Origin of the sequence: Streptomyces griseicoloratus, from assembly GCF_014534645.1 — a bacterium.
GTDB lineage: Bacteria > Actinomycetota > Actinomycetes > Streptomycetales > Streptomycetaceae > Streptomyces > Streptomyces griseicoloratus.
Genome location: NZ_JACVQF010000219.1, coordinates 85436 through 105041, shown reverse-complemented (window position 1 = coordinate 105041; position 19606 = coordinate 85436). Strand labels below are relative to the sequence as shown.

General features: G+C 69.9%; 20 protein-coding genes and 1 pseudogene. 12 read left to right on the top strand and 9 right to left on the bottom strand.

Features of this window, described 5'->3' with window-relative positions; translation table 11 throughout:
* Positions 1 to 54: 54 nt before the first annotated feature.
* Together H0H10_RS28000 and H0H10_RS27995 are read right to left on the bottom strand one after the other, a co-directional pair.
* Positions 55 to 1665, bottom strand: a complete 1611-nt coding sequence (locus H0H10_RS28000; protein ID WP_188183918.1) for an N-acyl-D-amino-acid deacylase family protein — start codon at positions 1663 to 1665, stop codon at positions 55 to 57.
* A gap of 11 nt (positions 1666 to 1676) precedes the next feature.
* Positions 1677 to 2954 carry an amino acid deaminase gene (locus tag H0H10_RS27995; protein WP_188183917.1) on the bottom strand — a complete coding sequence of 426 codons (1278 nt, stop codon included), beginning with the start codon at positions 2952 to 2954 and terminating at the stop codon, positions 1677 to 1679.
* A gap of 135 nt (positions 2955 to 3089) precedes the next feature.
* Between H0H10_RS27995 and H0H10_RS27990 the strand changes: the two genes are divergently transcribed.
* The 6 genes from H0H10_RS27990 (at position 3090) to H0H10_RS27965 (ending at position 9099) form a co-directional block, all read left to right on the top strand.
* Complete coding sequence (locus tag H0H10_RS27990; protein WP_188183916.1) at positions 3090 to 4127, top strand: sugar kinase; 1038 nt, start codon at positions 3090 to 3092, stop codon at positions 4125 to 4127.
* Positions 4124 to 4915, top strand: coding sequence for an IclR family transcriptional regulator (locus tag H0H10_RS27985; RefSeq protein ID WP_188183915.1), 792 nt, complete (start codon positions 4124 to 4126; stop codon positions 4913 to 4915). Before H0H10_RS27990 ends, H0H10_RS27985 begins: the two co-directional genes overlap by 4 nt.
* Positions 4912 to 5322: a RidA family protein gene (locus H0H10_RS27980; protein WP_052839635.1), complete on the top strand. Its 411-nt coding sequence runs from the start codon at positions 4912 to 4914 to the stop codon at positions 5320 to 5322. The genes H0H10_RS27985 and H0H10_RS27980 overlap by 4 nt, the downstream gene beginning before the upstream one ends.
* Before the next feature lie 117 nt (positions 5323 to 5439).
* Positions 5440 to 6927, top strand: a complete 1488-nt coding sequence (locus tag H0H10_RS27975) for a GntP family permease (RefSeq protein ID WP_188183914.1) — start codon at positions 5440 to 5442, stop codon at positions 6925 to 6927.
* An 83-nt stretch (positions 6928 to 7010) separates the two neighbouring features.
* Positions 7011 to 7706 carry a hypothetical protein gene (locus tag H0H10_RS27970; RefSeq protein ID WP_309141917.1) on the top strand — a complete coding sequence of 232 codons (696 nt, stop codon included), beginning with the start codon at positions 7011 to 7013 and terminating at the stop codon, positions 7704 to 7706.
* A 67-nt stretch (positions 7707 to 7773) separates the two neighbouring features.
* On the top strand, positions 7774 to 9099 hold the full coding sequence (locus H0H10_RS27965; RefSeq protein ID WP_188183913.1) for an Nramp family divalent metal transporter: 1326 nt from the start codon (positions 7774 to 7776) through the stop codon (positions 9097 to 9099).
* Between the two features lie 4 nt (positions 9100 to 9103).
* Here the strand turns inward: H0H10_RS27965 and H0H10_RS27960 are convergent, their stop codons facing one another.
* Together H0H10_RS27960 and H0H10_RS27955 are read right to left on the bottom strand one after the other, a co-directional pair.
* Positions 9104 to 10375, bottom strand: a complete 1272-nt coding sequence (locus H0H10_RS27960; protein WP_188183912.1) for a hypothetical protein — start codon at positions 10373 to 10375, stop codon at positions 9104 to 9106.
* 58 nt (positions 10376 to 10433) lie between these two features.
* Positions 10434 to 10943 (bottom strand): SigE family RNA polymerase sigma factor, encoded by a 510-nt coding sequence (locus H0H10_RS27955; RefSeq protein WP_188183911.1) that lies wholly within the window; start codon positions 10941 to 10943, stop codon positions 10434 to 10436.
* A 146-nt stretch (positions 10944 to 11089) separates the two neighbouring features.
* Here H0H10_RS27955 and H0H10_RS27950 point away from each other — a divergent pair, with 146 nt between their 5' ends.
* A complete protein-coding gene (locus tag H0H10_RS27950; RefSeq protein ID WP_188183910.1) occupies positions 11090 to 11728 on the top strand; it encodes a hypothetical protein in 639 nt (212 codons plus the stop codon).
* Between the two features lie 30 nt (positions 11729 to 11758).
* Here the strand turns inward: H0H10_RS27950 and H0H10_RS27945 are convergent, their stop codons facing one another.
* The 5 genes from H0H10_RS27945 to H0H10_RS27930 all read right to left on the bottom strand — a co-directional run bounded on the left by H0H10_RS27945 (position 11759) and on the right by H0H10_RS27930 (position 15466).
* A complete protein-coding gene (locus H0H10_RS27945; RefSeq protein WP_188183909.1) occupies positions 11759 to 11950 on the bottom strand; it encodes a hypothetical protein in 192 nt (63 codons plus the stop codon).
* A gap of 9 nt (positions 11951 to 11959) precedes the next feature.
* Positions 11960 to 12781: a Scr1 family TA system antitoxin-like transcriptional regulator gene (locus tag H0H10_RS27940; RefSeq protein WP_188183908.1), complete on the bottom strand. Its 822-nt coding sequence runs from the start codon at positions 12779 to 12781 to the stop codon at positions 11960 to 11962.
* Positions 12781 to 13179 carry a DUF7919 family protein gene (locus H0H10_RS41520; protein ID WP_444875697.1) on the bottom strand — a complete coding sequence of 133 codons (399 nt, stop codon included), beginning with the start codon at positions 13177 to 13179 and terminating at the stop codon, positions 12781 to 12783. The genes H0H10_RS27940 and H0H10_RS41520 overlap by 1 nt, the downstream gene beginning before the upstream one ends.
* A gap of 10 nt (positions 13180 to 13189) precedes the next feature.
* Complete coding sequence (locus H0H10_RS27935) at positions 13190 to 13507, bottom strand: hypothetical protein (RefSeq protein WP_188183907.1); 318 nt, start codon at positions 13505 to 13507, stop codon at positions 13190 to 13192.
* Between the two features lie 255 nt (positions 13508 to 13762).
* Positions 13763 to 15466 (bottom strand): chitinase, encoded by a 1704-nt coding sequence (locus H0H10_RS27930; RefSeq protein ID WP_188183906.1) that lies wholly within the window; start codon positions 15464 to 15466, stop codon positions 13763 to 13765.
* A 210-nt stretch (positions 15467 to 15676) separates the two neighbouring features.
* Here H0H10_RS27930 and H0H10_RS27925 point away from each other — a divergent pair.
* The 5 genes and pseudogenes from H0H10_RS27925 to H0H10_RS27905 all read left to right on the top strand — a co-directional run.
* Positions 15677 to 16951: pseudogene (locus H0H10_RS27925) on the top strand (RHS repeat-associated core domain-containing protein); the annotation flags it as partial.
* 50 nt (positions 16952 to 17001) lie between these two features.
* The gene (locus H0H10_RS27920) at positions 17002 to 17289 is read left to right on the top strand and encodes a ribonuclease domain-containing protein (RefSeq protein WP_188183905.1); all 288 of its coding nucleotides are present in this window, start codon (positions 17002 to 17004) and stop codon (positions 17287 to 17289) included.
* Positions 17286 to 17744, top strand: coding sequence for a barstar family protein (locus tag H0H10_RS27915; protein ID WP_309141916.1), 459 nt, complete (start codon positions 17286 to 17288; stop codon positions 17742 to 17744). The genes H0H10_RS27920 and H0H10_RS27915 overlap by 4 nt, the downstream gene beginning before the upstream one ends.
* 168 nt (positions 17745 to 17912) lie before the next feature.
* Positions 17913 to 18377 (top strand): hypothetical protein, encoded by a 465-nt coding sequence (locus H0H10_RS27910; RefSeq protein WP_309141915.1) that lies wholly within the window; start codon positions 17913 to 17915, stop codon positions 18375 to 18377.
* Between the two features lie 339 nt (positions 18378 to 18716).
* Positions 18717 to 19604 carry a hypothetical protein gene (locus H0H10_RS27905; RefSeq protein WP_223180541.1) on the top strand — a complete coding sequence of 296 codons (888 nt, stop codon included), beginning with the start codon at positions 18717 to 18719 and terminating at the stop codon, positions 19602 to 19604.
* Positions 19605 to 19606 lie beyond the last annotated feature (2 nt).

The following is a 19606-nucleotide window of genomic DNA, read 5'->3' as shown; positions in this document are numbered from 1 at the left end:
CGGTCCGCTCCCGACCGGGCCCCGGGCCCCCGGGCAGGGGAGCCCGGGGCCCGGTCACGCCGGTGTGCGGCGTACCGATCGTCCCGCCAGGGTGTCCGTGCGGCGGCCGTCGTCGATGACGAAGCGGCCGTCGACCAGGACGTACGGGATGCCGGCCGGCAGCGTGCGCGGCTCGGCGAAGGTGGAGCCCGCGGCGACCGTCGCCGGGTCGAAGAGGACCAGGTCGGCCCGGTAGCCCTCGCGGACCAGGCCCCGGTCCGGCAGGCGCAGCCGGGCCGCCGGCCGCGCGGTGAGATGGGCCACGCACTCCTCCAGGGACAGCACGCCCAGTTCGCGCACGTAGTGGCCCAGGTAGTGCGGGAAGGTGCCGTAGGCGCGCGGGTGGGGCTTGGCGCCCTGGAGGATGCCGTCCGAGCCGCCGGTGTGGACCCGGTGCCGCATGATCGCGCGGACGTTCTCCTCGTGGCCCACGTGCTGGAGGATGGTCGGGGCCAGCCGGTCCGACAGCAGCAGGCGGCGGGCGACCGTCCACGGGGCCTCGCCCCGCAGCCGCGCCGACTGCAGGACCGTACGGCCGACGTACTCCGCGAGCGCCGGGTCGGTCACACCGGAGATCTCGATGGTCTCCCACTCGACGGGCACGCCGTGGCAGCCGTCGGAGCCGGTCTCCTCCAGGTGGTGGCGGATGCGTTCGGCGGTGTCGTCGTCCGCCAGCCGCTTCAGGACCGCCTCCGGTCCGCCCTCGCTCGCCCAGCTCGGCAGCAGCGCCACGAGGGTCGTGCAGCCGGGGGTGTACGGGTAGGTGTCGAGGGTGATGTCCGCGCCGGCGGCGAGCGCGTCGTCCAGCAGGGCCAGCAGCTCGGGCGCCCGGCCCTTGTTCACGCCGAAGTTCATCGTGGCGTGGGCCAGGTGGAGCGGGCAGCCGGCCTCCCGGGTCAGCTCCACCATCTCCTCGTACGCCTCCAGCGCCCCCGCCCCGTACGAGCGGTGGTGCGGGCAGTAGTAGCCGCCGTACTCCGCCACCACCCGGCACAGCTCGGTCAGCTCGGCGTCCTTGGCGTACATGCCGGGCGTGTAGGTCAGCCCGGACGACATGCCGACCGCGCCCTGCTCCATGCCCTCGGCGACCAGCCGCCGCATCCGGTCCAGCTCGGCCGGCGTCGCCTCCCGGTCCTCCCAGCCGACGGCGAGCGCGCGGACCGTGCCCTGCGGGATCAGATAGGCGGCGTTGACCGCGATCCCCTCATCGAGCCGGTCCAGGTACTCGCCGACCGACCGCCAGTCGAAGTCGATGTCGTCGCCGGGGCCGTTCCACCCGGCGATCGCGCGCCGCACCTCGCCGAGCGTGCGGTCGTCGACGGGTGCGTAGGAGAGCCCGTCCTGGCCGATGACCTCCAGGGTGACGCCCTGCGCGGCCTTGGCGCTGTGGTCGGGGTCGCGCAGCAGTGCCAGGTCGCTGTGGGCGTGCATGTCGATGAAGCCGGGGGAGAGGACCAGGCCCTCGGCGTCCAGCTCCCGGCGGGCGGTGGGCCGCTGGCAGCCGGCCGCCGCGGCCTCCTTGACGATCGACACGATCCGGCCGCCGTCGACCACGACGTCCGCCCGGTAGGCGCTCTGGCCGGAGCCGTCCACGACGTCGGCGTCCCGGATGACCAGCTCTTCCACGCGAGCCTCCTCTAGAAGAACGTTCGGATGTAGTCGACGACCGTCCCGTCCGCCTCCGCGACCGGGATCAGCTGCCACTTGTCGAAGGCCGTGCACGGGTGGGACAGGCCCATCCCGACCCAGTCGCCGACCTCCAGGTCCGCCTCCGGTGACGTGCGCAGCCAGGCGTGCTGGTCGGACAGGCCGGTCACCTCCACGCCGTCGGCCGGACGCTCGGTGCCGTCCCTGCGCACGACCTGGGCGACGGGGAGGTGGAGGTCGTACGCCGCGTCCCGCTTGCCCGCGTTGGTGAACGCCTGCGCGGGGGAGGGGCGGGAGACGACCTGCGACCACAGGCGGAACGCGGGCTCCAGGGCGCCCTCCTCGGGGACCCGGTTGAAGGGGGTCAGCTCGCGGTAGTGCCCGTCGTCGTGGCTGACGTACGCGCCGGAGCGCAGCAGCTTCAGCACCGGCCGGGACAACCCCGGGATCTCGGCGAACACGTCGGCCACCGCGTCGAACCAGGCGCTGCCGCCCGCGCTCACCACGATCTCGTCCGTGTCCGCGAAGCGCCCCTCCTTGTCGAGGCCGGCGGCGAGCGCGACCAGCCGCCGCAGCCACGCGCGGACCTTCTCCCCGTCGGCGTCCGGCACCTCGCCCTCGTACCCGGCGACGCCCACCAGCCGGAGGGAGGCCGCGGCGGCCACCGCGTCGGCGACGGCCGCGCACTCGGCCTCCGTGCGCGCCCCGGTGCGGGCGCCCTCGCCGGCGGCCGGCTCGATCACGACGTCCACCGGGCGGGCGGCGCCGCGCAGCGCCTCGTCCATCAGCTCCACCCCGCGCACGGAGTCGACGTAGCAGACGAAGCGGAAGTCCGGGTCGGCGGCCAGCTCGGCGGCGATCCAGCGCAGGGCGGCGGCGTCGACCAGCTCGTTGGCCAGGAAGACCCGCCGGATCCCGAAGGCCCGCGCGACGCGCACCTGGTGGGGGACGGCGAGCGTGATGCCCCAGGCGCCGTGCTCGATCTGGCGGTGGAAGAGCTGCGGGGCCATCGAGGTCTTGCCGTGCGGCGCGAACGCGAGGCCGTGCCGGGCGGCGTAGGTCTCCATCAGCCGCAGATTGTGCTCCAGGCGCTCGGCGGACAGGGCCAGGACGGGGGTGGTGAAGCCGCCGGTGAACAGGTTGCGGCGCTGGCCCGCCAGCTCGGCGACGGTCAGGCCGTACGCGTCCGGCGGAAGGCCCTTGAAACGGTGGTCGACATGTTCCTCGGCCAGCTTGGCGAGGGCTTCGGTACCGGTGTCGAGGGCCATGGAGCCTCCCTGATCTGGTGCGTTGCATGCTCTGCAACGTCCATTGCGTATATCGCTTACTGCTGTCTAACATCTCGGCGAACGCGGGGTCAACGGAGCCGCCGCCCGCGAGACGCGACAAGGAGCCTCCCCATCGTGACCCCCGACGGACCCCGCAGCACCGCCCCCGACGTCGTGGACGTCGTCGCGCTCGGCGAGTCCATGGTCACGTTCCTGCCCTCCCGCCCCGGGCGCCTCGCCGACGTCCCCTCCTTCGACCGGGCCATCGGCGGAGCCGAGTCCAACGTCGCCTGCGTGCTCGCTGCCGCCGGGCACTCCGCGCGCTGGGTCAGCAGGGTCGGCGCGGACGGATTCGGCGACCACCTGACCGAGGCCATCGGCTCCTACGGCGTCGATGTCTCCGCCGTGCGCCGCGACCCCGCCCGCCCCACCGGCGTGTACTTCCGCACCGCCGGGGACCGGGCGACCGACGCGCACGAGGTGGCGTACTACCGGGCCGGGTCGGCCGCCTCCGCGATGTCCGTCCGCACCATCGACCTGGACGCCGTCCGCGCCGGGCGGATCCTGCACCTGTCCGGCATCACCGCCGCGCTCTCCGCCGACTGCCGGGAGCTGATGCGCGAGCTGACCGCCCGCCGCCCCGGCCGGCCGCTGGTCTCCTTCGACGTCAACCACCGGCCGGGACTGTGGAACGGCGACGACGGCCCCGCCGTCCTGCGGGAACTGGCCCGCGGCGCCGACCTGGTCTTCGTCGGCGAGGACGAGGCGTGGGACCTCGGCGGCCCCGAGGCCGTCCGCGCCGCGCTGCCCGAGCCCGACGTCCTGGTCGTCAAGCAGGGCGGCACCGGCGCCACCGCCTTCCACGGGCCGCACGCCACCTTCGTCCCCGCCCTCACCGTCGACGTCGTCGCCGCCGTCGGCGCCGGCGACGCCTTCGCCGCCGGGTTCCTCTCCGCCACCCTGCGCGGACTGCCCGTCCGCGACCGCCTCCGCCACGGCCACCTGACGGCCGCCGCCGCCCTCACCGTCCCCGGAGACCTCGCCGCACCCCCCGCCCGGCACCACGCCGACCGCCTGGCCGCCCTCGACGACGCCGCGTGGGGGAGACTTCGACTCGGCCCCGGCTGGACACAGGCCGACGAAGGGGCCGACGAGGAGGTACGCACACCATGAGCCAGACCGTCGACCGCGCGCTCAGCATCCTGCCGCTGCTCGCCGAGGGCCCCGCCGACCTGGGCCGGGTCGCCGACCGCCTCGGGGTGCACAAGTCCACCGCCCTGCGCCTCCTCCGCACGCTCCACGACCACGGCTTCGTCTACCGCCAGTCCGACCAGCGCTACCGCCTCGGCGCCCGGCTGATCGCCCTCGCCCAGGAGGCGATGGAGAACCTCGACGTCCGCGAGATCGCCCACCCCCACCTCGTACGCCTCAACGAACAGTGCGGACACACCGTCCACCTCGCCGTCTACGAGGAGGACGAGGTCCTCTACATCGACAAGGTCGAGAGCCGCTACCCGGTCCGCATGTACTCCCGGATCGGCAAGCCCGTCGCCATCACCGTCGCGGCCGTGGCCAAGCTGCTCCTCGCCGACCTGCCCGAGGGCGAGCGCCGCGCCGTCGTCGAGAAACTCGACTACCCCCTGTACACGGCCCGTTCGACACCCCACGCCGACGCCTTCCTCAAGGAGCTGGCCAAGGTGCGCGAACAGGGCTGGGCCACCGACCTCGGCGGCCACGAGGAGTCCATCAACTGCGTCGCCGCGCCCATCCGGGGCGCCGACGGCCGGGTGGTCGCCGCGATGTCGGTCTCCGCGCCGAACGTCGTCGTCACCGCCGACGAACTCCTCACCCTGCTCCCGCTGGTGCGCCGTACGGCGGACGCCATCAGCGGCGAGTACTCCGGCAGAACCCCCGTGCACCACGCCGAGCCCCAGCACCACCCCGACAAGGACACCCCATGACCGACAAGATCGCCCTCACCCCCGCGACCCACACCGTCCCGCCGGCGAAGTTCTCCCACGGCGTCAAGAAGGGCAACATCCTCCAGGTCGCCGGCCAGGTCGGCTTCCTCCCCCACGAGGAGGGCAAGGCCCCGACCCCCGCGGGCCCGACGCTGCGCGAGCAGACCCTCCAGACCCTCGCCAACGTCAAGGCGATCCTCGAAGAGGGCGGCGCGAGCTGGGACGACGTGATGATGATCCGCGTCTACCTCACGGACGTGGACCACTTCGCCGAGATGAACGAGATCTACAACGCCTACTTCGAGGAGCAGGGCCTCACCCAGCCCCCGGCCGCCCGCACGACGGTCTACGTCGGTCTGCCCGCCGGCCTCCTCATCGAGATCGACGCCCTCGCCGTCCTGGGCTGACGCTCCCCCCTCTTTCCTTCGCATGTCGTGAACGGCACGGCGTTCCCCGCTCCCGGGGCGCCGTGCCGCGCTCCTCCCTGCCCGAAAGCAGTATGTGTTTACCCCGAGGACCCCCGTATGTCCCATCTGTCCCTCCCGCTCGCCGCATCCGCCCCCGCGGAGACCCCACCCCACACCGGCGGACTGCTGCTCCTGATCGACGGCACGGCGGGCCTGCTGACCGTCGCCGCGATCGGCATCGCGCTCCTGCTCTTCCTGATCATCAAGGTGCGGCTCCAGCCGTTCGTCGCCCTCCTCGCCGTCTCCATAGCCGTCGGCCTGCTCGCCGGGCTGTCGGTCACCGAACTCTTCGGCACCGTCCAGAAGTCCGACGCCGTCTCCACCATCGAGTCCGGCATGGGCGGCATCCTCGGCCACGTCGCGATCATCATCGGCCTGGGCACCATGCTCGGCGCGATCCTCGAAGTCAGCGGTGGCGCCGAGGTGCTGGCCTCCCGGCTGCTGGGCATGTTCGGCGAGAAGCGCGCCCCCCTCGCCATGGGCCTCACCGGCCTGATCTTCGGCATCCCCGTCTTCTTCGACGTCGGCATCTTCGTCCTCGCGCCGATCGTCTACGCCGCCGCCAAGCGCTCCGGCAAGTCGGTCCTGCTCTACTGCCTGCCCCTGCTCGCCGGCCTGTCCATGACCCACGCCTTCCTGCCGCCGCACCCCGGCCCGGTGGCCGCCGCCGGCCTGCTGCACGTGGACCTCGGCTGGGTGATCCTCATGGGCATCGTCTGCGGCATCCCCGCGGTGCTCGCCGCCTGGGCCTTCTCGGCCTGGATCGGCCGCCGCATCTTCGTCGCCGTCCCCCAGGACATGGTGGAGGCCGCCGAGGAGGCCCGGCAGGCCGTGCTCGCCGAGCAGCGCGCGTCCGGCGTCGAGCCGCGGGAGACGCCGGTGCCGCTCGGCACCGTCCTCGGCATCATCGGCACCCCGCTGGTCCTGATCCTCGCCGCGACCTTCTCCTCCATCGCCCTGGACCCCTCCACCACCCGTTCGGTGATCGAGTTCTTCGGCAACCCCTTCGTGGCCCTGACCATCGCCCTGTTCCTCGCCTACTACCTGCTCGGCGTCCGGCGCGGCTGGTCCCGCAAGTCCCTGGAGACCGTCTCGACGTCCTCGCTCAAGCCGGTCGGCAACATCCTGCTGGTCGTCGGCGCGGGCGGCGTCTTCGGTGCCATCCTCAAGGCCAGCGGCGTCGCCCAGGCCCTCTCCGACACCTTCAACGACGTCGGTCTGCCGGTGATCGTCCTGTCGTACCTGATCTCCGTCGTGCTGCGGGTCGCCCAGGGCTCGGCGACGGTCGCCATCGTCACGACGGCGGGCATCGTCGCCCCGCTGCTCGCCGAGGGCGACCACTCGCAGGCGTTCGTCGCCCTGGTCATCATGGCCATCTCCGCGGGCTCCATCTTCGCCTCGCACGTCAACGACGGCGGCTTCTGGATGGTCGCCAAGTACTTCGGCATCAGCGAACGGGACACGCTCAAGACGTGGACCGTGCTGGAGAGCGTGCTGTCGCTGGGCGGATTCGCGGTGGCGGCGGTCCTGAGTCTCTTCGTCTAGAGGCCCGTTCGGTTGTAGGCGTCTGATAACGATGCCGGGGCTGGCTGTGTCCGGCACAGGATCGTCGACCATACTGCTCCGCTGTGGAGCAGCGCATAGGTTCGAGCAGCCAGCCCCTGGAAGGCGCCGGATTCGACCCGGCCTTCATCCCCGGGCTCACGACACCCGCGTCCGGCGAGCCGCGGGGCGCGGAGCCGGAGAAGCCGGAGAAGGCGGAGACGAAGGCCGGGGCCGGCAAGCCCGGTGACGCGGATTCCCCTGACGCGGAGCGGGCCTCGGAGACGGAGGAGGCCACCGAGCCGGAGGGGACCGCCGCGTCGGAGAAGGCCACCGAGCCGGAGGAGGCCGCCGCCGAGGAGCCAGAGGCCGGCGACCCCGAGGCCGGCGACCCCGACGGCCCCGTCTTCGAGGCGGCCGACCGCCGCGCCCGGATCGTCGCCGACCACAAGGGCGTACGGCTCGCCCTCGACGACCAGGAGTGCGAGTTCCGCTGGGACGAGATCGGCGCGGTCGAGACGGAGACGGCCCGCTTCGGCAAGCGGTTCACCGTCACGGTCCACACCACCGACCGCCGCTGGTACCCCATCGAGGTCGACGCGCCCGCCAGGAGCCGCTTCAAGGAGTGGGAGTCCGCGCTGGACGAGGTACTGGACGCGTACTTCGACGACGGCGAGGAGGACGCCGGGGAGCCCGGGGAGCCGAGGGACGCCAAGGAGCCCGAGGAGCCCAAGGAGCCCAAGGAGGCGGAGGAGTCCGTCAAGAGCAAGGGCGGCGAGTAGGCGCAACGCGTGAAGATCCCTGCACGCCCTCTTGTCCCGCCGCCGGCTTTGGGCTTTCTTGACCTGCATGGCGGACATCACCGGCAACACCAGGAACACCGGCGCGCCCGACGGCACCGTCCCGGCACCGCGTAAATCCAGTTGGCGCTACATCGGTCCGGGCATCGTCGTCGCGGCGACCGGTGTGGGCGCCGGCGACCTCGTGGCGACCCTCATCGCGGGCAGCAACTTCGGCTACACCCTGCTGTGGGCCGCGATCATCGGCTGCCTGGTGAAGATCTCCCTCGCCGAGGCGTGCGGCCGGTGGCACCTGTCCACCGGCCGCACGCTCTTCGACGGCTGGGCGAGCCTCGGCCGCTGGACGACGTGGTTCTTCGCGGTCTACGTCGTGATCTGGGGCTTCGTGTACGGCGCGGCGGCGATGTCGTCCAGCGCGCTGCCGCTGCAGGCGCTGTTCCCGGACGTGATGGACCTCAAGTGGTGGGCCGTGGCCTGCGGCCTGGTCGGCCTGGTCTTCGTCTGGTTCAACAAGTACGCGGTCTTCGAGAAGGTCATGACGGTCCTGGTGGGCGTCATGTTCGTGGTGACCGTCTACCTGGCGATCAGGGTCACGCCCAACCTGGGCGACGCCTTCGCCGGCCTCCTCCCGGTCCTCCCCGACGAGAAGGACTCCGTCCTCAACACCCTCGGCCTGATCGGCGGTGTCGGCGGCACCATCACGCTGGCCGCGTACGGCTACTGGGTCAACGCCAAGGGCTGGACCGACACCGGCTGGATGAAGATCATGCGGCTGGACAACCGCGTCGCCTACGCGACGACCGGCATCTTCGTGGTGGCGATGCTCTTCGTCGGCGCGGAGCTGCTGCACTCGGCGAACGTCGCGATCGCCAGCGGCGAGAAGGGCCTGATCCAGCTCGGCGACATCCTCGCGGAGGAGTACGGCACGGCGACGTCCAAGTTCTTCCTGGTCGGCTTCTTCGCCACCTCCTTCACCTCCCTGATCGGCGTCTGGCACGGCGTGAGCCTGATGTTCGCCGACTTCGTGGCCCGGCTGCGGGGCGAGGGAGAGGCGAGGGGCGGCGACGAGGTGGCCTCGGGCCGGCGCGAGCGCTCGTGGGCCTTCCGCGCCTACCTGCTCTGGCTCACCTTCCCGCCCATCGTCCTCCTCTTCCAGGGCCAGCCCTTCCGCCTGATCATCGTCTACGGCGTCCTGGGCGCGGCCTTCATGCCCTTCCTCGCCCTGACCCTGATCTGGCTCCTCAACTCCACCCGCACGCCCCGCGAGTGGCGCAACGGCTGGCTCAGCAACGGCATGCTCGCGATCGCGGGCCTGCTGTTCCTGGTGCTGTGCGTGAAGCAGATCTGGGACCAGCCGTGGTCGGAGTTCTTCTAGGGCGCTACTTGGCGAGCTGATCCCACTTCGGGCTGAGCGCGATCTCCTTCAGCTGCTCCATGGTCAGGGCGGGGGTGGCGCGGCCAGGCTCGGCGTGCGCGGCACCGTTGTTGAACGCGCTGACCACCACCCGGAACCCGTCGCTGCCGGGCCGCATGGTGTCGACGGTCCACATCACCACCCCCGCGACGCGGTCGTCACCGTTCCCCTGCCGGGTGGCGACCCGCGTGCCGTCGGGAAGCGTCTCGCCGTTGCCGTAGAGCTGGTCGGCGACATCGGACATGCCGTGCTGCACGTTGATCTGGACGAGGCTCTGGCCCTTGCCGTCGTCGACGACGACGTAGGCGTACTCGGTGTCCTGACCGCCCTGCTTGACCACGTCCAGCTTCTGGGGGAGCAGCGCGGTCAGCGTCTCGCCGATCTTCTTGCCCGAGACACCAGGCGGCAGGGGGTCCGCCGCGGGTTTCTTCGTCGGCTGCTTCGGGTTCTCCGGCAGGGCGTCCACCACCCGGCGCCACACCTCGGCGGTGACGACCTCCTTCAGCTGAGCGGTCGACAACGGGGGGTTCGGGCGGGTGATCGGGGCGTCCTTCTGCGCGGGGGAGTTCCACTCGCTGAGCGTGACGTGCTGCCCCTTGGAGGTGACCAGGTCGGCGGACCAGAACTTGGTGTCCACGCGCCGGTCGGGATACTCGTAACCCTGGTACAGCTTGAGCAGCGAGCCGTCGGGCAGCCGGCTGGTGGAGCAGTCGTCGTACTCGACGAACGTCCTGTCCGGGCACTCCGTCAGCTCACGGATCTGCTGGCTGCCCGGCTCGACCCGGGCGAAGCTGATGCCGATCGCGGCGGCTCCCTTCCCGTCGTCGTACACGAGGTGCGCGAACGCACCCAGTTCGTCGGCCGTCCCCCTGGCCCCCTCTTCGCTGAACTCGCCCTCGGGCAGCAGCTTCTTGAGTTCACGAAGGAGGTCGTCGTCGGAGAAGGGAGCCGGGGAAGCGGAGGCGGACGGTCGCGCAGTGGTGCTGGAGGCCACGGAGGAGCGCTCGGGGCCGGACGAGTCCTCCGTCGGCAGGAGCAGCGCCCCGCCCACCCCGACCAGGGCGATCCCGGCGGCTCCGCCGAGCACCCCGGCCCGGCGCCGCATCCGGGCCCTACGCCCGCGGGTCTGCCCGCCGGCGACGAGCGCCGCGCGGTCGGTGTCGAAGCGGTCCCCGGTGTCACGCAGGGCGGCGGTGAGCCGGCCCTCGAAGGGGTCGGGGGACTGGTTTTCGGGCATGGCGAACCACCCTTTCCGCAAGGTGTGAGATGAGAGAGCGTGAGAAGCGGCGTCCTCGTCAGGGTCTGGCGTACTCCGAGAGGTCCTCGCCCAGCAGTTCGCGCAGCCGGGCGAGCGCACGGACACACCGCGTCCGCACGGCCGCCGAGCTGACGTTCAGCACGTCGGCGGTCTGCTCGACCGAGCGGTCCTCCCAGTACCGCAGGACGATGACGGCCCGGTCCTTGGCGGGCAGCCGGGCGAGCGCGGCCAGCAGGGTCAGCCGGAGGGACGCGTCCCCGTCGCCGGCACCGGGCAGGTCGGGAAACACGTCCGTCGCCCGCTCACCGCTGCTGCGCCGCCGCTGGTGCGCGAGGAACGCGCGGGTGAGTACGGTCTGCGCGTACGCGGCGGGATTCCCGACCCGCGAGACGCGTCCCCAGCGGACGTACAGCCGCCCGAGGGTCTCCTGCACGAGATCCTCGGCCAGATGCGTGTCCCCGGCGGTGAGCAGGCACGCGGACCGGTAGAGATGCCCGGCCCGCGCCGCCGCGAACTCGGCGTACTCGTCCGCCCGCCTCTGCCTCATGTGCGTGACCCCCCTCGTGCTGCCTACACCTCATTGATGCGGTGGGCCCGGGGAAATGTTTCACACGGTGACCGCTGCGGCCGCCCTTCCACGGAGGGGCCGGGCCGGAGACCATGTACAGACCAACTCACGGGGGGCGAAGGCTCATGTTGGCGAACGAGTACGGGTACCAGGTGTCGCGGCGCCGGGCCGAGTCCTGGGTCGGCGAACGGCTGCGCCACTCGCGGAAGGTCTACCTCCGGCTCGCGCTGTTGGGCACGGCGCTACTGGCCTCGCTGCTTGCGGTGGTGATCCTCACCGCGGCCTCGGCCTGGCCCTTCGGAACGACAGCGGCCATCATCATCAGCGCGGTCGGGCTCGTGCTCGGGGGTTTCTTCGGGCTGGGCGGCTGGCTGGCGTACGCCAACGACGCGGCCTTGGTACGCATCGCCGCCGCGCATCCGTTCCAGGCCTGGCCGTGCCAGCTGGAGCGGACTGCGGACGGCAAGCGCCTGATCCTGCTGCTGGCACCGGACGGCCAGGTGGCCCGGGAACTGGAGTCCAGCGTGCCCGAGGAGATCTGGCTGCGCATGCGCGACGGCCGGGGCGCCCTGTGGATCGCCGGGGACCTCCGCATGGACTGCCTGGTTGCCACGCCGGGCGCCGAACACGTCTGGCGCGCCAAGGGACGCCCGTACGGCGCGTCGTCCGGGGCCGGCCGGTCCGGCGGAGGGCTGCGCGCGGTCGAGGACGAACTGCTGCGCGCTGTGGCGGGGGAGACGTTCGGAAGACTCCTGGGAGGCTGACGAAGGCCGGCCGGCTGCCCGGCACCGGCCTCAGAGGAGGTGGTCGGCCTTCCCCGCCTTGATGTCCAGGATCATCCGGCGCAGGGCGTCCCGGCTGTCGGTGAGGTAGGCGTCCTCTTCGCCGGCTATGGCGATGTAGGCGTTGCCGGCGTCGTCGGTGCCGAGACGGAAGCAGGCCGATCCCTCGGCGCAGAACGGCTCTTCCCACGTGATGTCGGGCATGGTGTCTCCTCAGAGCTGGTTGGCGATGTCCTGGATGAGGGCGTACGACTCCGTGGGCGACAGAGCGTGCTGCTCCATCCAGTCGAGCTGCGCCCGGTACTTGGACAACTGAGCCTCGTGGTGAAGGAATTCCGGCCCGTGCGAACTGTCGATCTGGACCGTGTCGAGCCGTCGCACGGGCCCCTCCATGTAGACGACGGTCTGCCCGGCGCCCGGGAAGGCGCCGGCCGCGAACGGAAGAACCCGCAGTGACACGTGGGGCAGTTCCGAGAAGGCGAGCAGATGCTCCAACTGGCCACGCGCCACCTTCCGCCCACCGAACTGCATACGCAGCGCGGCTTCATGCAGTACCCCGACGTACTCGGTGGGGCTGTCGCCCTCCAGCACCCGCTGACGCTCCAGTCGGTGCGCCAGGCGCAGGGCGACCTCGTGCTCGGGCAACGGGGGCAGCGCGGCCTTGAAGACGGGTCTGAATCGTGACTTTCTCCTGCCCTGGAATGTCGGCCTTTCCGTCCCGGTATTTCGCTGCGTCAGATAGTATTCGGTAGGGAATGCATCAATTTCCGGGAGAATGTACGCAGCGTCGTCAATGGCCACCAGTACGTGTGTGGCGGGGAGCCAGTGGAAATCCTGAAGGCAGTCCCGCGGGGCGTCCCAGTTCCAGCCGAAATAGTCGGGGAGTCGCAGATGCTCGTAGAACTGTGCGAAGACTCCGTCGGCGTCAGGCATGTCCCGCCCGGACATCCTGGCCGAGTAGAAGAGGCCACTGGGCAACAATGCATGTACGGTCGAGATCGGCGTGTCCCTGGAGAGGGTGATCAGGTGTGGCATCAATTATCCGTTCCATCCGGCCGGTCCGCCCCGAGCGCAGCGGCACAGAACTCTTCCGGCGGCAGGTATCGATGGGCCTCTAAGTAGTGAATTATCATTAGCGGCGCCGCGTAAACACGGCCATCGCGTCCTTTGATGTGGATCTCTCCGCTCCCAATGAAATGGTTCCCTCTCGAAATGTTGCTCCTTGCTGTCTGAAAATCTGGACAGAGATTGCAGAAGTGCATACCGCGATGCACGTTTACCGGATGGTTGGCGTGCTGCACAAGAGCTGATACCAGCCCATCAGGCGTGGGCCCAGTAGGATATGGGTGATCGCTGTCGAGCCACCCAACACTCAGAGCGTTCTGATCGGATGAATCGTAGGTGTACGGACTCAGGTCGGCGTAATAAGGCATAGGCGGTCGATCAGGTGTCGCCTCGGCGCCGTGAACCTGCATCGGCCCGGAAGCCGAGAAACCGGGTGACGTCCATCGAGATGTCGATCAATTTCTTCCGTGTCACCTGCGGAACTCGGTATCCATGCTTGTCCATGAACTGCGTGAACTCTGCGGGCAAAGCAATGGAGTAGTGATTTACGTAGTGTGCGAGATCTGCCCGCCATGCATGTGTGCCGTCAGTCAGCACAGATGAGCCACCAGGCACACGGAAACGGTTCCCGATCGCATCCGTCGTCAGCTCCGTGACGTCGAGAACGGGGTGCCCTGAAGTCAGGTAACGCCCCACCTCTTTGGAAGGATATTGGGCTGTCCCGGAACCAGGCTCCGGCATCTTCTCTTCGTATGAAGGGTCATTCGTTGACAGCTCACGATAGAAACCGATAAGTCGCATCAACTTCCTCGATGACAGGGCAGGGGAGTTCGCAGTGTGCTCCCATGCGCCACTACATCATGGGCCCCTCGATGAGTGCGTGCAGGCCAGCACAAGGCCCCCCACCCACGTTCTCGTGGGCGAGGGGCCTGTCGGCCGGGGCCGGGTCGGTTACGGCAGCGCGTGTACGTGCGGACCCACCGCGTTGGACCAGGCGTTGCCCGCCGTCGCGTCCCAGTTGGTGGACCAGGTCATCGCGCCCCGCAGGTCGGGGTACGTCCTGGACGGCTTGAAAGTCCCGCAGTTGGTCGCCTTGGTCAGGCAGTCCAGCGCGTTGTTCACCACGCTCGGCGACACGTAGCCGCCGCCCGCGGCACGGGTCGAGGCCGGCAGGCCCAGGCCGACCTGGGACGGGTCGAGGCCACCCTCCAGCTGGATGCAGGCCAGGGCGGTCAGGAAGTCCACCGTGCCCTGGCTGTACACCTTGCCGTCACAGCCCAGCATGGAACCGCTGTTGTAGTACTGCATGTTGACGACGGTCAGGATGTCCTTCACGTTCAGCGCGGTCCGGAAGTACGAACCCGACGTCGACTGCATGTCGATCGTCTGCGGCGCCATCGTGAGGATCATGTCCGGGCCCGCCTTCGCGGACAGCGCACGCAGCGCCTGCGTCATGTACGTCGCGTTGAGGCCGTTCTCCAGGTCGATGTCGACGCCGTCGAAGCCGTACGTCTGCATCAGGGAGTACACGGAGTTGGCGAAGGCCGTCGCCGAGGCCGAGTCGTTCACCGAGACGGTGCCCTTCTCGCCGCCCACCGAGATGATGACCTTCTTCCCGGCGGCCTGCTTCGCGCGGATGTCCGCCTTGAACTGGTCGACCGTGTAACCGCCCAGCCCGGCCGAGTCCAGGTTGAAGGTGACCGCGCCCGGCGTCGCCGTCGCGTCGGCGAAGGCCACCGCGATGATGTCGTACTGGGACGGGACGTCCGAGATCTTCTGGACCGCAGCCCCGTTGTTGAAGTTCTGCCAGTAGCCGGTCACGGCGTGCTTGGGCAGATCGCCGTTGCCGCCGCCGTCCTGCTCCTTCGTACGGGCCGTCACGGCCGCCGACTTGGCGGACTCACCGGCCGCGTTCGTCGCCGTGACCTGGAAGGAGTACGACGTCGCGGCCGCGAGGCCGGTCACCGTCGCCGACGTGCCGGTCACCGCCGTGACCTTCGTACCGTCGCGGTAGATGTTGTAGCCGGTCGCGCCCGACACGGTGTTCCAGGCCAGTGACACCGAGGAGGACGTCGTCCCGGAGACGTTCAGTCCGGCCGGGGTGGCCGGGACCGTCGGCTCCGGTTCGCCGTTGCCGCCTCCGTCCGGGCCGAACACGGAAACGTCGTCGGCGTAGTAGGCGGACTGGCCGTACCAGCCGTGCGTGTACACCGTGACCGACGTCGTCGACGAACCGGTGGTGAAGCTCGTCTTCAGCTGCTTCCACGCGTCGGAGCCCGGCGTCCAGGTCGACACGTCCGTCGTGCCCGTCCCCGTCACGCCCAGGTAGGAGTACCCGCCCTGCACCCAGGCGCTCAGCGTGTACGTCGAGTTGGGCTTCACCGCGACGCTCTGCGAACACCGGGCGTTGTCCTGCCCGGCCGGCGTGGCCTTCAGCGCGGCGGAGCCCGCGTGCGCCGGGGAGGCGACGGTCGTACCGCTGTTCGCCGAGCAGGTCCAGCTGCTCAGACCGGACTCGAAGCCGGCGTTCTTGACGTTGTTGACGTCCGCGGCGGATGCCGGGCCGACGGCCGTGACCGCGAGGGCCAGGGCGGCGGTGACGGCACCCGACCAGGTACCGAGCCGGCGTCTGCGCCGTCTGCGTACGGGGTCCACTGGAGCCTCCGGTGGGGGAGTGGGGAGGGATGGGGACGGTGGCCACCGCTGAAGTACAAGGTGGTCCAGACCAATTGAGGGTGTCAAGAGGTAGGTCCGGACCAACTCCCGTAAGTGACAAGGGCCGTGCTGCCGGGCTCGCGCTTCCGCGGCAGGGACCAGAGGGCCGCGTTGCGATCGGCAATGCGACAATGTGATGATCCCGAACATGGCCAGGTCGTCCGCAAGGACGCCGCCGGCCGGGTCACGACCTACGCGTACGACTTCACCGACGGCCTCGCCCAGGCGACGGGCCCGGACGGCACGGCGCTGACGATCCTGCGGGACCGTTACGGCAGAGTGCGGGAGGAGACGGTCGACGGCCGCACCCTGACGTACACGTACGACGACCTGGGCCGACGCACGGGCCGTACGACCCCGACCGGGGCCACGACGACATGGACGTACGACGCGGCGGGCCGCCGGACGGGGCTGGTGGCCTCGGGCCGCTCCATCGTCGTCACGTACGACGAGGCGGGCCGCGAGCTGTCCCGCCGCATCGGCGAGACGATCACCCTGGAACACGCCTTCGACGCCCTGGGCCGCCTGACGAGCCAGTCGGTGACGGGCGCGGGCGGCCGAAGGGTCCGGCACCGGACCTACACCTACCGGGCCGACGGCAACCTGACCGGCATCGACGACCAGCTCTCCGGCCCGCACCGCTTCGACCTGGACGCGGTCGGCCGGGTGACGGCGGTCCACGCGGCCGACTGGACGGAGACGTACGCCTACGACGCGGCCGGCAACCAGACGCACGCCGACTGGCCGTCGTCCCACCCGGGCGGCGAGGCGACGGGTGAACGGGCATACACGGGCACGCGCATCACCCGCGCGGGCCGCGTCCGCTACGAACACGACGCCCTGGGCCGCATCACCCTGCGCCAGAAGACCCGCCTGTCCCGCAGGCCGGACACCTGGCGCTATGAATGGGACGCCGAGGACCGCCTGACGTCGGTGGTCACTCCGGACGGCGTCCGCTGGCGCTACACCTACGACCCCCTGGGTCGCCGCACGGCAAAACTCCGCCTGGCCGAGGACGGCGAAACGATCGCGGAGCGGGTGGACTTCACCTGGGACGGCACGGTGCTGTGCGAACAGACCACGACCTCCCCCGACCTCCCCCACCCGGTCACCCTCACCTGGGACCACCAGGGCCTGCGCCCCCTCGCCCAAACGGAACGCATCCTCACCGCCGAGGCTTCGCAGCAGGAGATCGACTCCCGCTTCTTCGCCATCATCACCGACCTCGTCGGCACCCCCAGCGAACTGATCGACGAACAGGGGGAGATCTCGTGGCGAACGCGAAGCACGCTGTGGGGCACGACTGCCTGGGCGGCGAACAGCACGACGTGCACACCACTGCGCTTCCCGGGCCAGTACTACGACCCCGAAACCGGCCTCCACTACAACTACTTCCGCCACTACGACCCCGAAACCGCCCGCTACCCACGTTGAAGGGCTGGATCCCTACGGACGTCCCACCTGAGTCCTGGGCAGTGCTGCAGGACATCCGGCAGTTCGGGGTGGAAGCGCAGGGAGCTGGCCCCCAACTGATGGGCCCTTCCATCCCCAAGCCGTTCGAAAATAGCGGGAAGAACGGCGGGTACAAACTGCCAGAGTTTGACAGCCAGGGCAACCCTGTCAAGTACACAGAATGGGGTACTGTCCAGTCCGCACAGAATCCTAAGTGGGGAGGTGAGCGTATCGTGACCGGATCAGATGGTTCTGCTTACTACACTCCCACCCATTATCAAACCTACATCGTCATGGAGCAGGGCCGGTGATCGAGCAACTCTGGTGGAAAGAAACGAAGCAGCTAACCGTCGTATCTAGCGTCACGCAGATTTCGGCCATTCATGCGCTGCCGCCCAGCGGTCTCTTTTACTCGGCCAGGATGTCCGGGCAAGACATGGTCGACGCTGACGGAGTTTTCACTCAATTTTACGAACATCTGCGACTCCCCGACTATTTCGGCTGGAACTGGGACGCGTTGCGAGATTGCCTTCACGATTTTCACTGGCTCCCCGCCGCCCACATCCTGCTGACCATTGACGCCGCTGAAAGCATTCTCCAGGAAATGAATGACGAGCGGCGAAGTTTCTATCGCATGCTCTCTGGCGCGGCGAAATACTGGGCTGCGAAGGCAGACCTCCCGGGGCAAGATAAAGTCACGTTCCGGACAGTGCTTTTGTGTGATCCAGGTATGGAGGCGGCGTTGCGCGCACAGATGCCCGACTGACCCGCAATCAGCGTACAGGACGGGTCTCGCGGGCTGGCCAGATTAAGAAATTTGTGGCGCAGGACTGCAGGCGTCGATGATTTTCATCTTCCTGTAATGATGTCTCCGCACAGTTCCATGCGGCGGGATCCCTTCGCCGACTCTCTGTGCTGAAGTGGAGAATGCCAGGTGCGAGATTCGTTCTTCCGTTCCGTGCGGGAGCAGGAGAACCCGGAGTGGCTGCGCGTCTTCGGGCGTTGTGGTCTTCAGGTGGTGGGAGTGGCGGCGGCGGGCGGGCCGTCCGTGGAGGCCGCCATCCACGCTGCCGCCGGGTTCGACGTCGTGCCGGTCGCTGCCGTCCCCGCGGCCTCCCCTGGTGCTGCCGAGGAGCTCGACCGGCAGTGGCAGCACCATGCTTCAGCGGCTGCGCTGCACGGTGAACGCGGTGAGTTCCTGATGCTTCCGCCTCTGTCCGGGGGTAGCGAGGTCGGCTGGGTGAAGGTCAGGGATCTTGTCGGCGGCAAGCTGCCGTCGCGCGTCGGCAGGGTGACCGGGTCGCCCGAGTTCCTGGCGGTCTCCGTCGATGGCCGGCGGCTGTGTGCCACCTCGGTCGAGGAGGACGAATACTGGGTGGTGCTGCACGAGTTCTCTTGAGGGGCGGCCGTCAGGGGCAGGCGTCGACCGCCGGGGCGCGCTGGAGGCGTGCCGGGCCGGGCCTGTCGGTGTCGCCGCCGACCGCTATGGGGCGCACGCAGGCCCGAGTTGCGACCGATGCCGAAGCAACCTGACCCGGTTTGGCGTGACTTGTGCCACACGAGTTGTTCCAGAGCTACAGAAACGCTGTTCTCCGGTCACAGACGCATGGATACAGTGCTCAGGTAGTCACGCTGTGAAGTCGTCCGGGTGTGTCGGTGCGAGCGCCGGCCCAGCCGCGGGGCATGGGGAGACGGGGAGCCGCGTGTGCCAACTGCCATCGCCGTGACCAGTGCCGACATGGCGCTGCCACCGCAGGACGAACGGACCCTGCCCGCGGTCGTGCTCCAGGACGTCGACCAGCGTCCTCTGGAGCAGGCGCTGACCGAGATGCAGTCGCTGGTCGATCAGTACGGGCACGTCATCGTGGTGTGCTCGCAGGCCGTCCCCGCCGGCGTGGAGCGGCGGCTGCACACCATCCGGTCCCTGCTGGAGACCGACCGGATCGCCCTGTTCCGGCCGCCCCTGCCCCCGCTCGGGCTCGCCGTACTGGCCCGCCAGTTACGGCAGCTCGCCTCCTGCGACCTCAGCCCCGGCGTCCTCGCCTCGGCCGGCCGCCTGCTCACCCACTACATCCACTCCGGCGCCCTCCTCGGCTCCGTCGCCCGGCTCGACCGCGTCCCCGTGGGCCTGAAGTCGCACGCCAAGTCCTGGATGCCGGGCAGCCAGTTCGGCGTCGTCGCCCATCCCGAGCCGCAGCTGGTGAGGATCGCGCCCGGGGCCGCCCTCGCCGGGCCCGAGTTCGGCACCTGGCTGCTGGTCGCCAAGGGCCAGCTCCCGTCCGACTGGGTCACCGGCACCCTCGCCCCGTCCTGGAACGTGCTCGGGCAGCGCGAGGCCCCGCTCCCCGCCGAGTCCCCGGGCTGGTGGGGCACCGGCAGGCTGACGGAGTTCTGCGCCTACCTGCCCGACCTGTCGGTCCTGTACCAGCTCGTCACGTCCGTGCGGCAGAGCCGGTGCCACTGGTGCGGCATCGACGTCATCGGGGACCGCTGCGTGTTCTGCTCCGCGGCGCCCCCGGCGCACGACACCCGGCCGGACGGCCGGCCGGACGGCCGGCCGGAGGCCCGACCAGGCGGCCGGCCCGGCCTCCGCCGCGGCACCGGCCCCCGCATGCTCACCGGGTGAGC

Bases quoted from the DNA above. Each gene is read 5' to 3' on its own strand.
- H0H10_RS27995 (WP_188183917.1), bottom strand. From the start codon at position 2,954: ATGGCCCTCGACACCGGTACCGAAGCCCTCGCCAAGCTGGCCGAGGAA.
- H0H10_RS27985 (WP_188183915.1), top strand. From the start codon at position 4,124: ATGAGCCAGACCGTCGACCGCGCGCTCAGCATCCTGCCGCTGCTCGCC.
- H0H10_RS27980 (WP_052839635.1), top strand. From the start codon at position 4,912: ATGACCGACAAGATCGCCCTCACCCCCGCGACCCACACCGTCCCGCCG.
- H0H10_RS27975 (WP_188183914.1), top strand. From the start codon at position 5,440: ATGTCCCATCTGTCCCTCCCGCTCGCCGCATCCGCCCCCGCGGAGACC.
- H0H10_RS27965 (WP_188183913.1), top strand. From the start codon at position 7,774: ATGGCGGACATCACCGGCAACACCAGGAACACCGGCGCGCCCGACGGC.
- H0H10_RS27960 (WP_188183912.1), bottom strand. From the start codon at position 10,375: ATGCCCGAAAACCAGTCCCCCGACCCCTTCGAGGGCCGGCTCACCGCC.
- H0H10_RS27955 (WP_188183911.1), bottom strand. From the start codon at position 10,943: ATGAGGCAGAGGCGGGCGGACGAGTACGCCGAGTTCGCGGCGGCGCGG.
- H0H10_RS27950 (WP_188183910.1), top strand. From the start codon at position 11,090: ATGTTGGCGAACGAGTACGGGTACCAGGTGTCGCGGCGCCGGGCCGAG.
- H0H10_RS27945 (WP_188183909.1), bottom strand. From the start codon at position 11,950: ATGCCCGACATCACGTGGGAAGAGCCGTTCTGCGCCGAGGGATCGGCC.
- H0H10_RS27940 (WP_188183908.1), bottom strand. From the start codon at position 12,781: ATGCCACACCTGATCACCCTCTCCAGGGACACGCCGATCTCGACCGTA.
- H0H10_RS41520 (WP_444875697.1), bottom strand. From the start codon at position 13,179: ATGCCTTATTACGCCGACCTGAGTCCGTACACCTACGATTCATCCGAT.
- H0H10_RS27905 (WP_223180541.1), top strand. From the start codon at position 18,717: ATGGCGCTGCCACCGCAGGACGAACGGACCCTGCCCGCGGTCGTGCTC.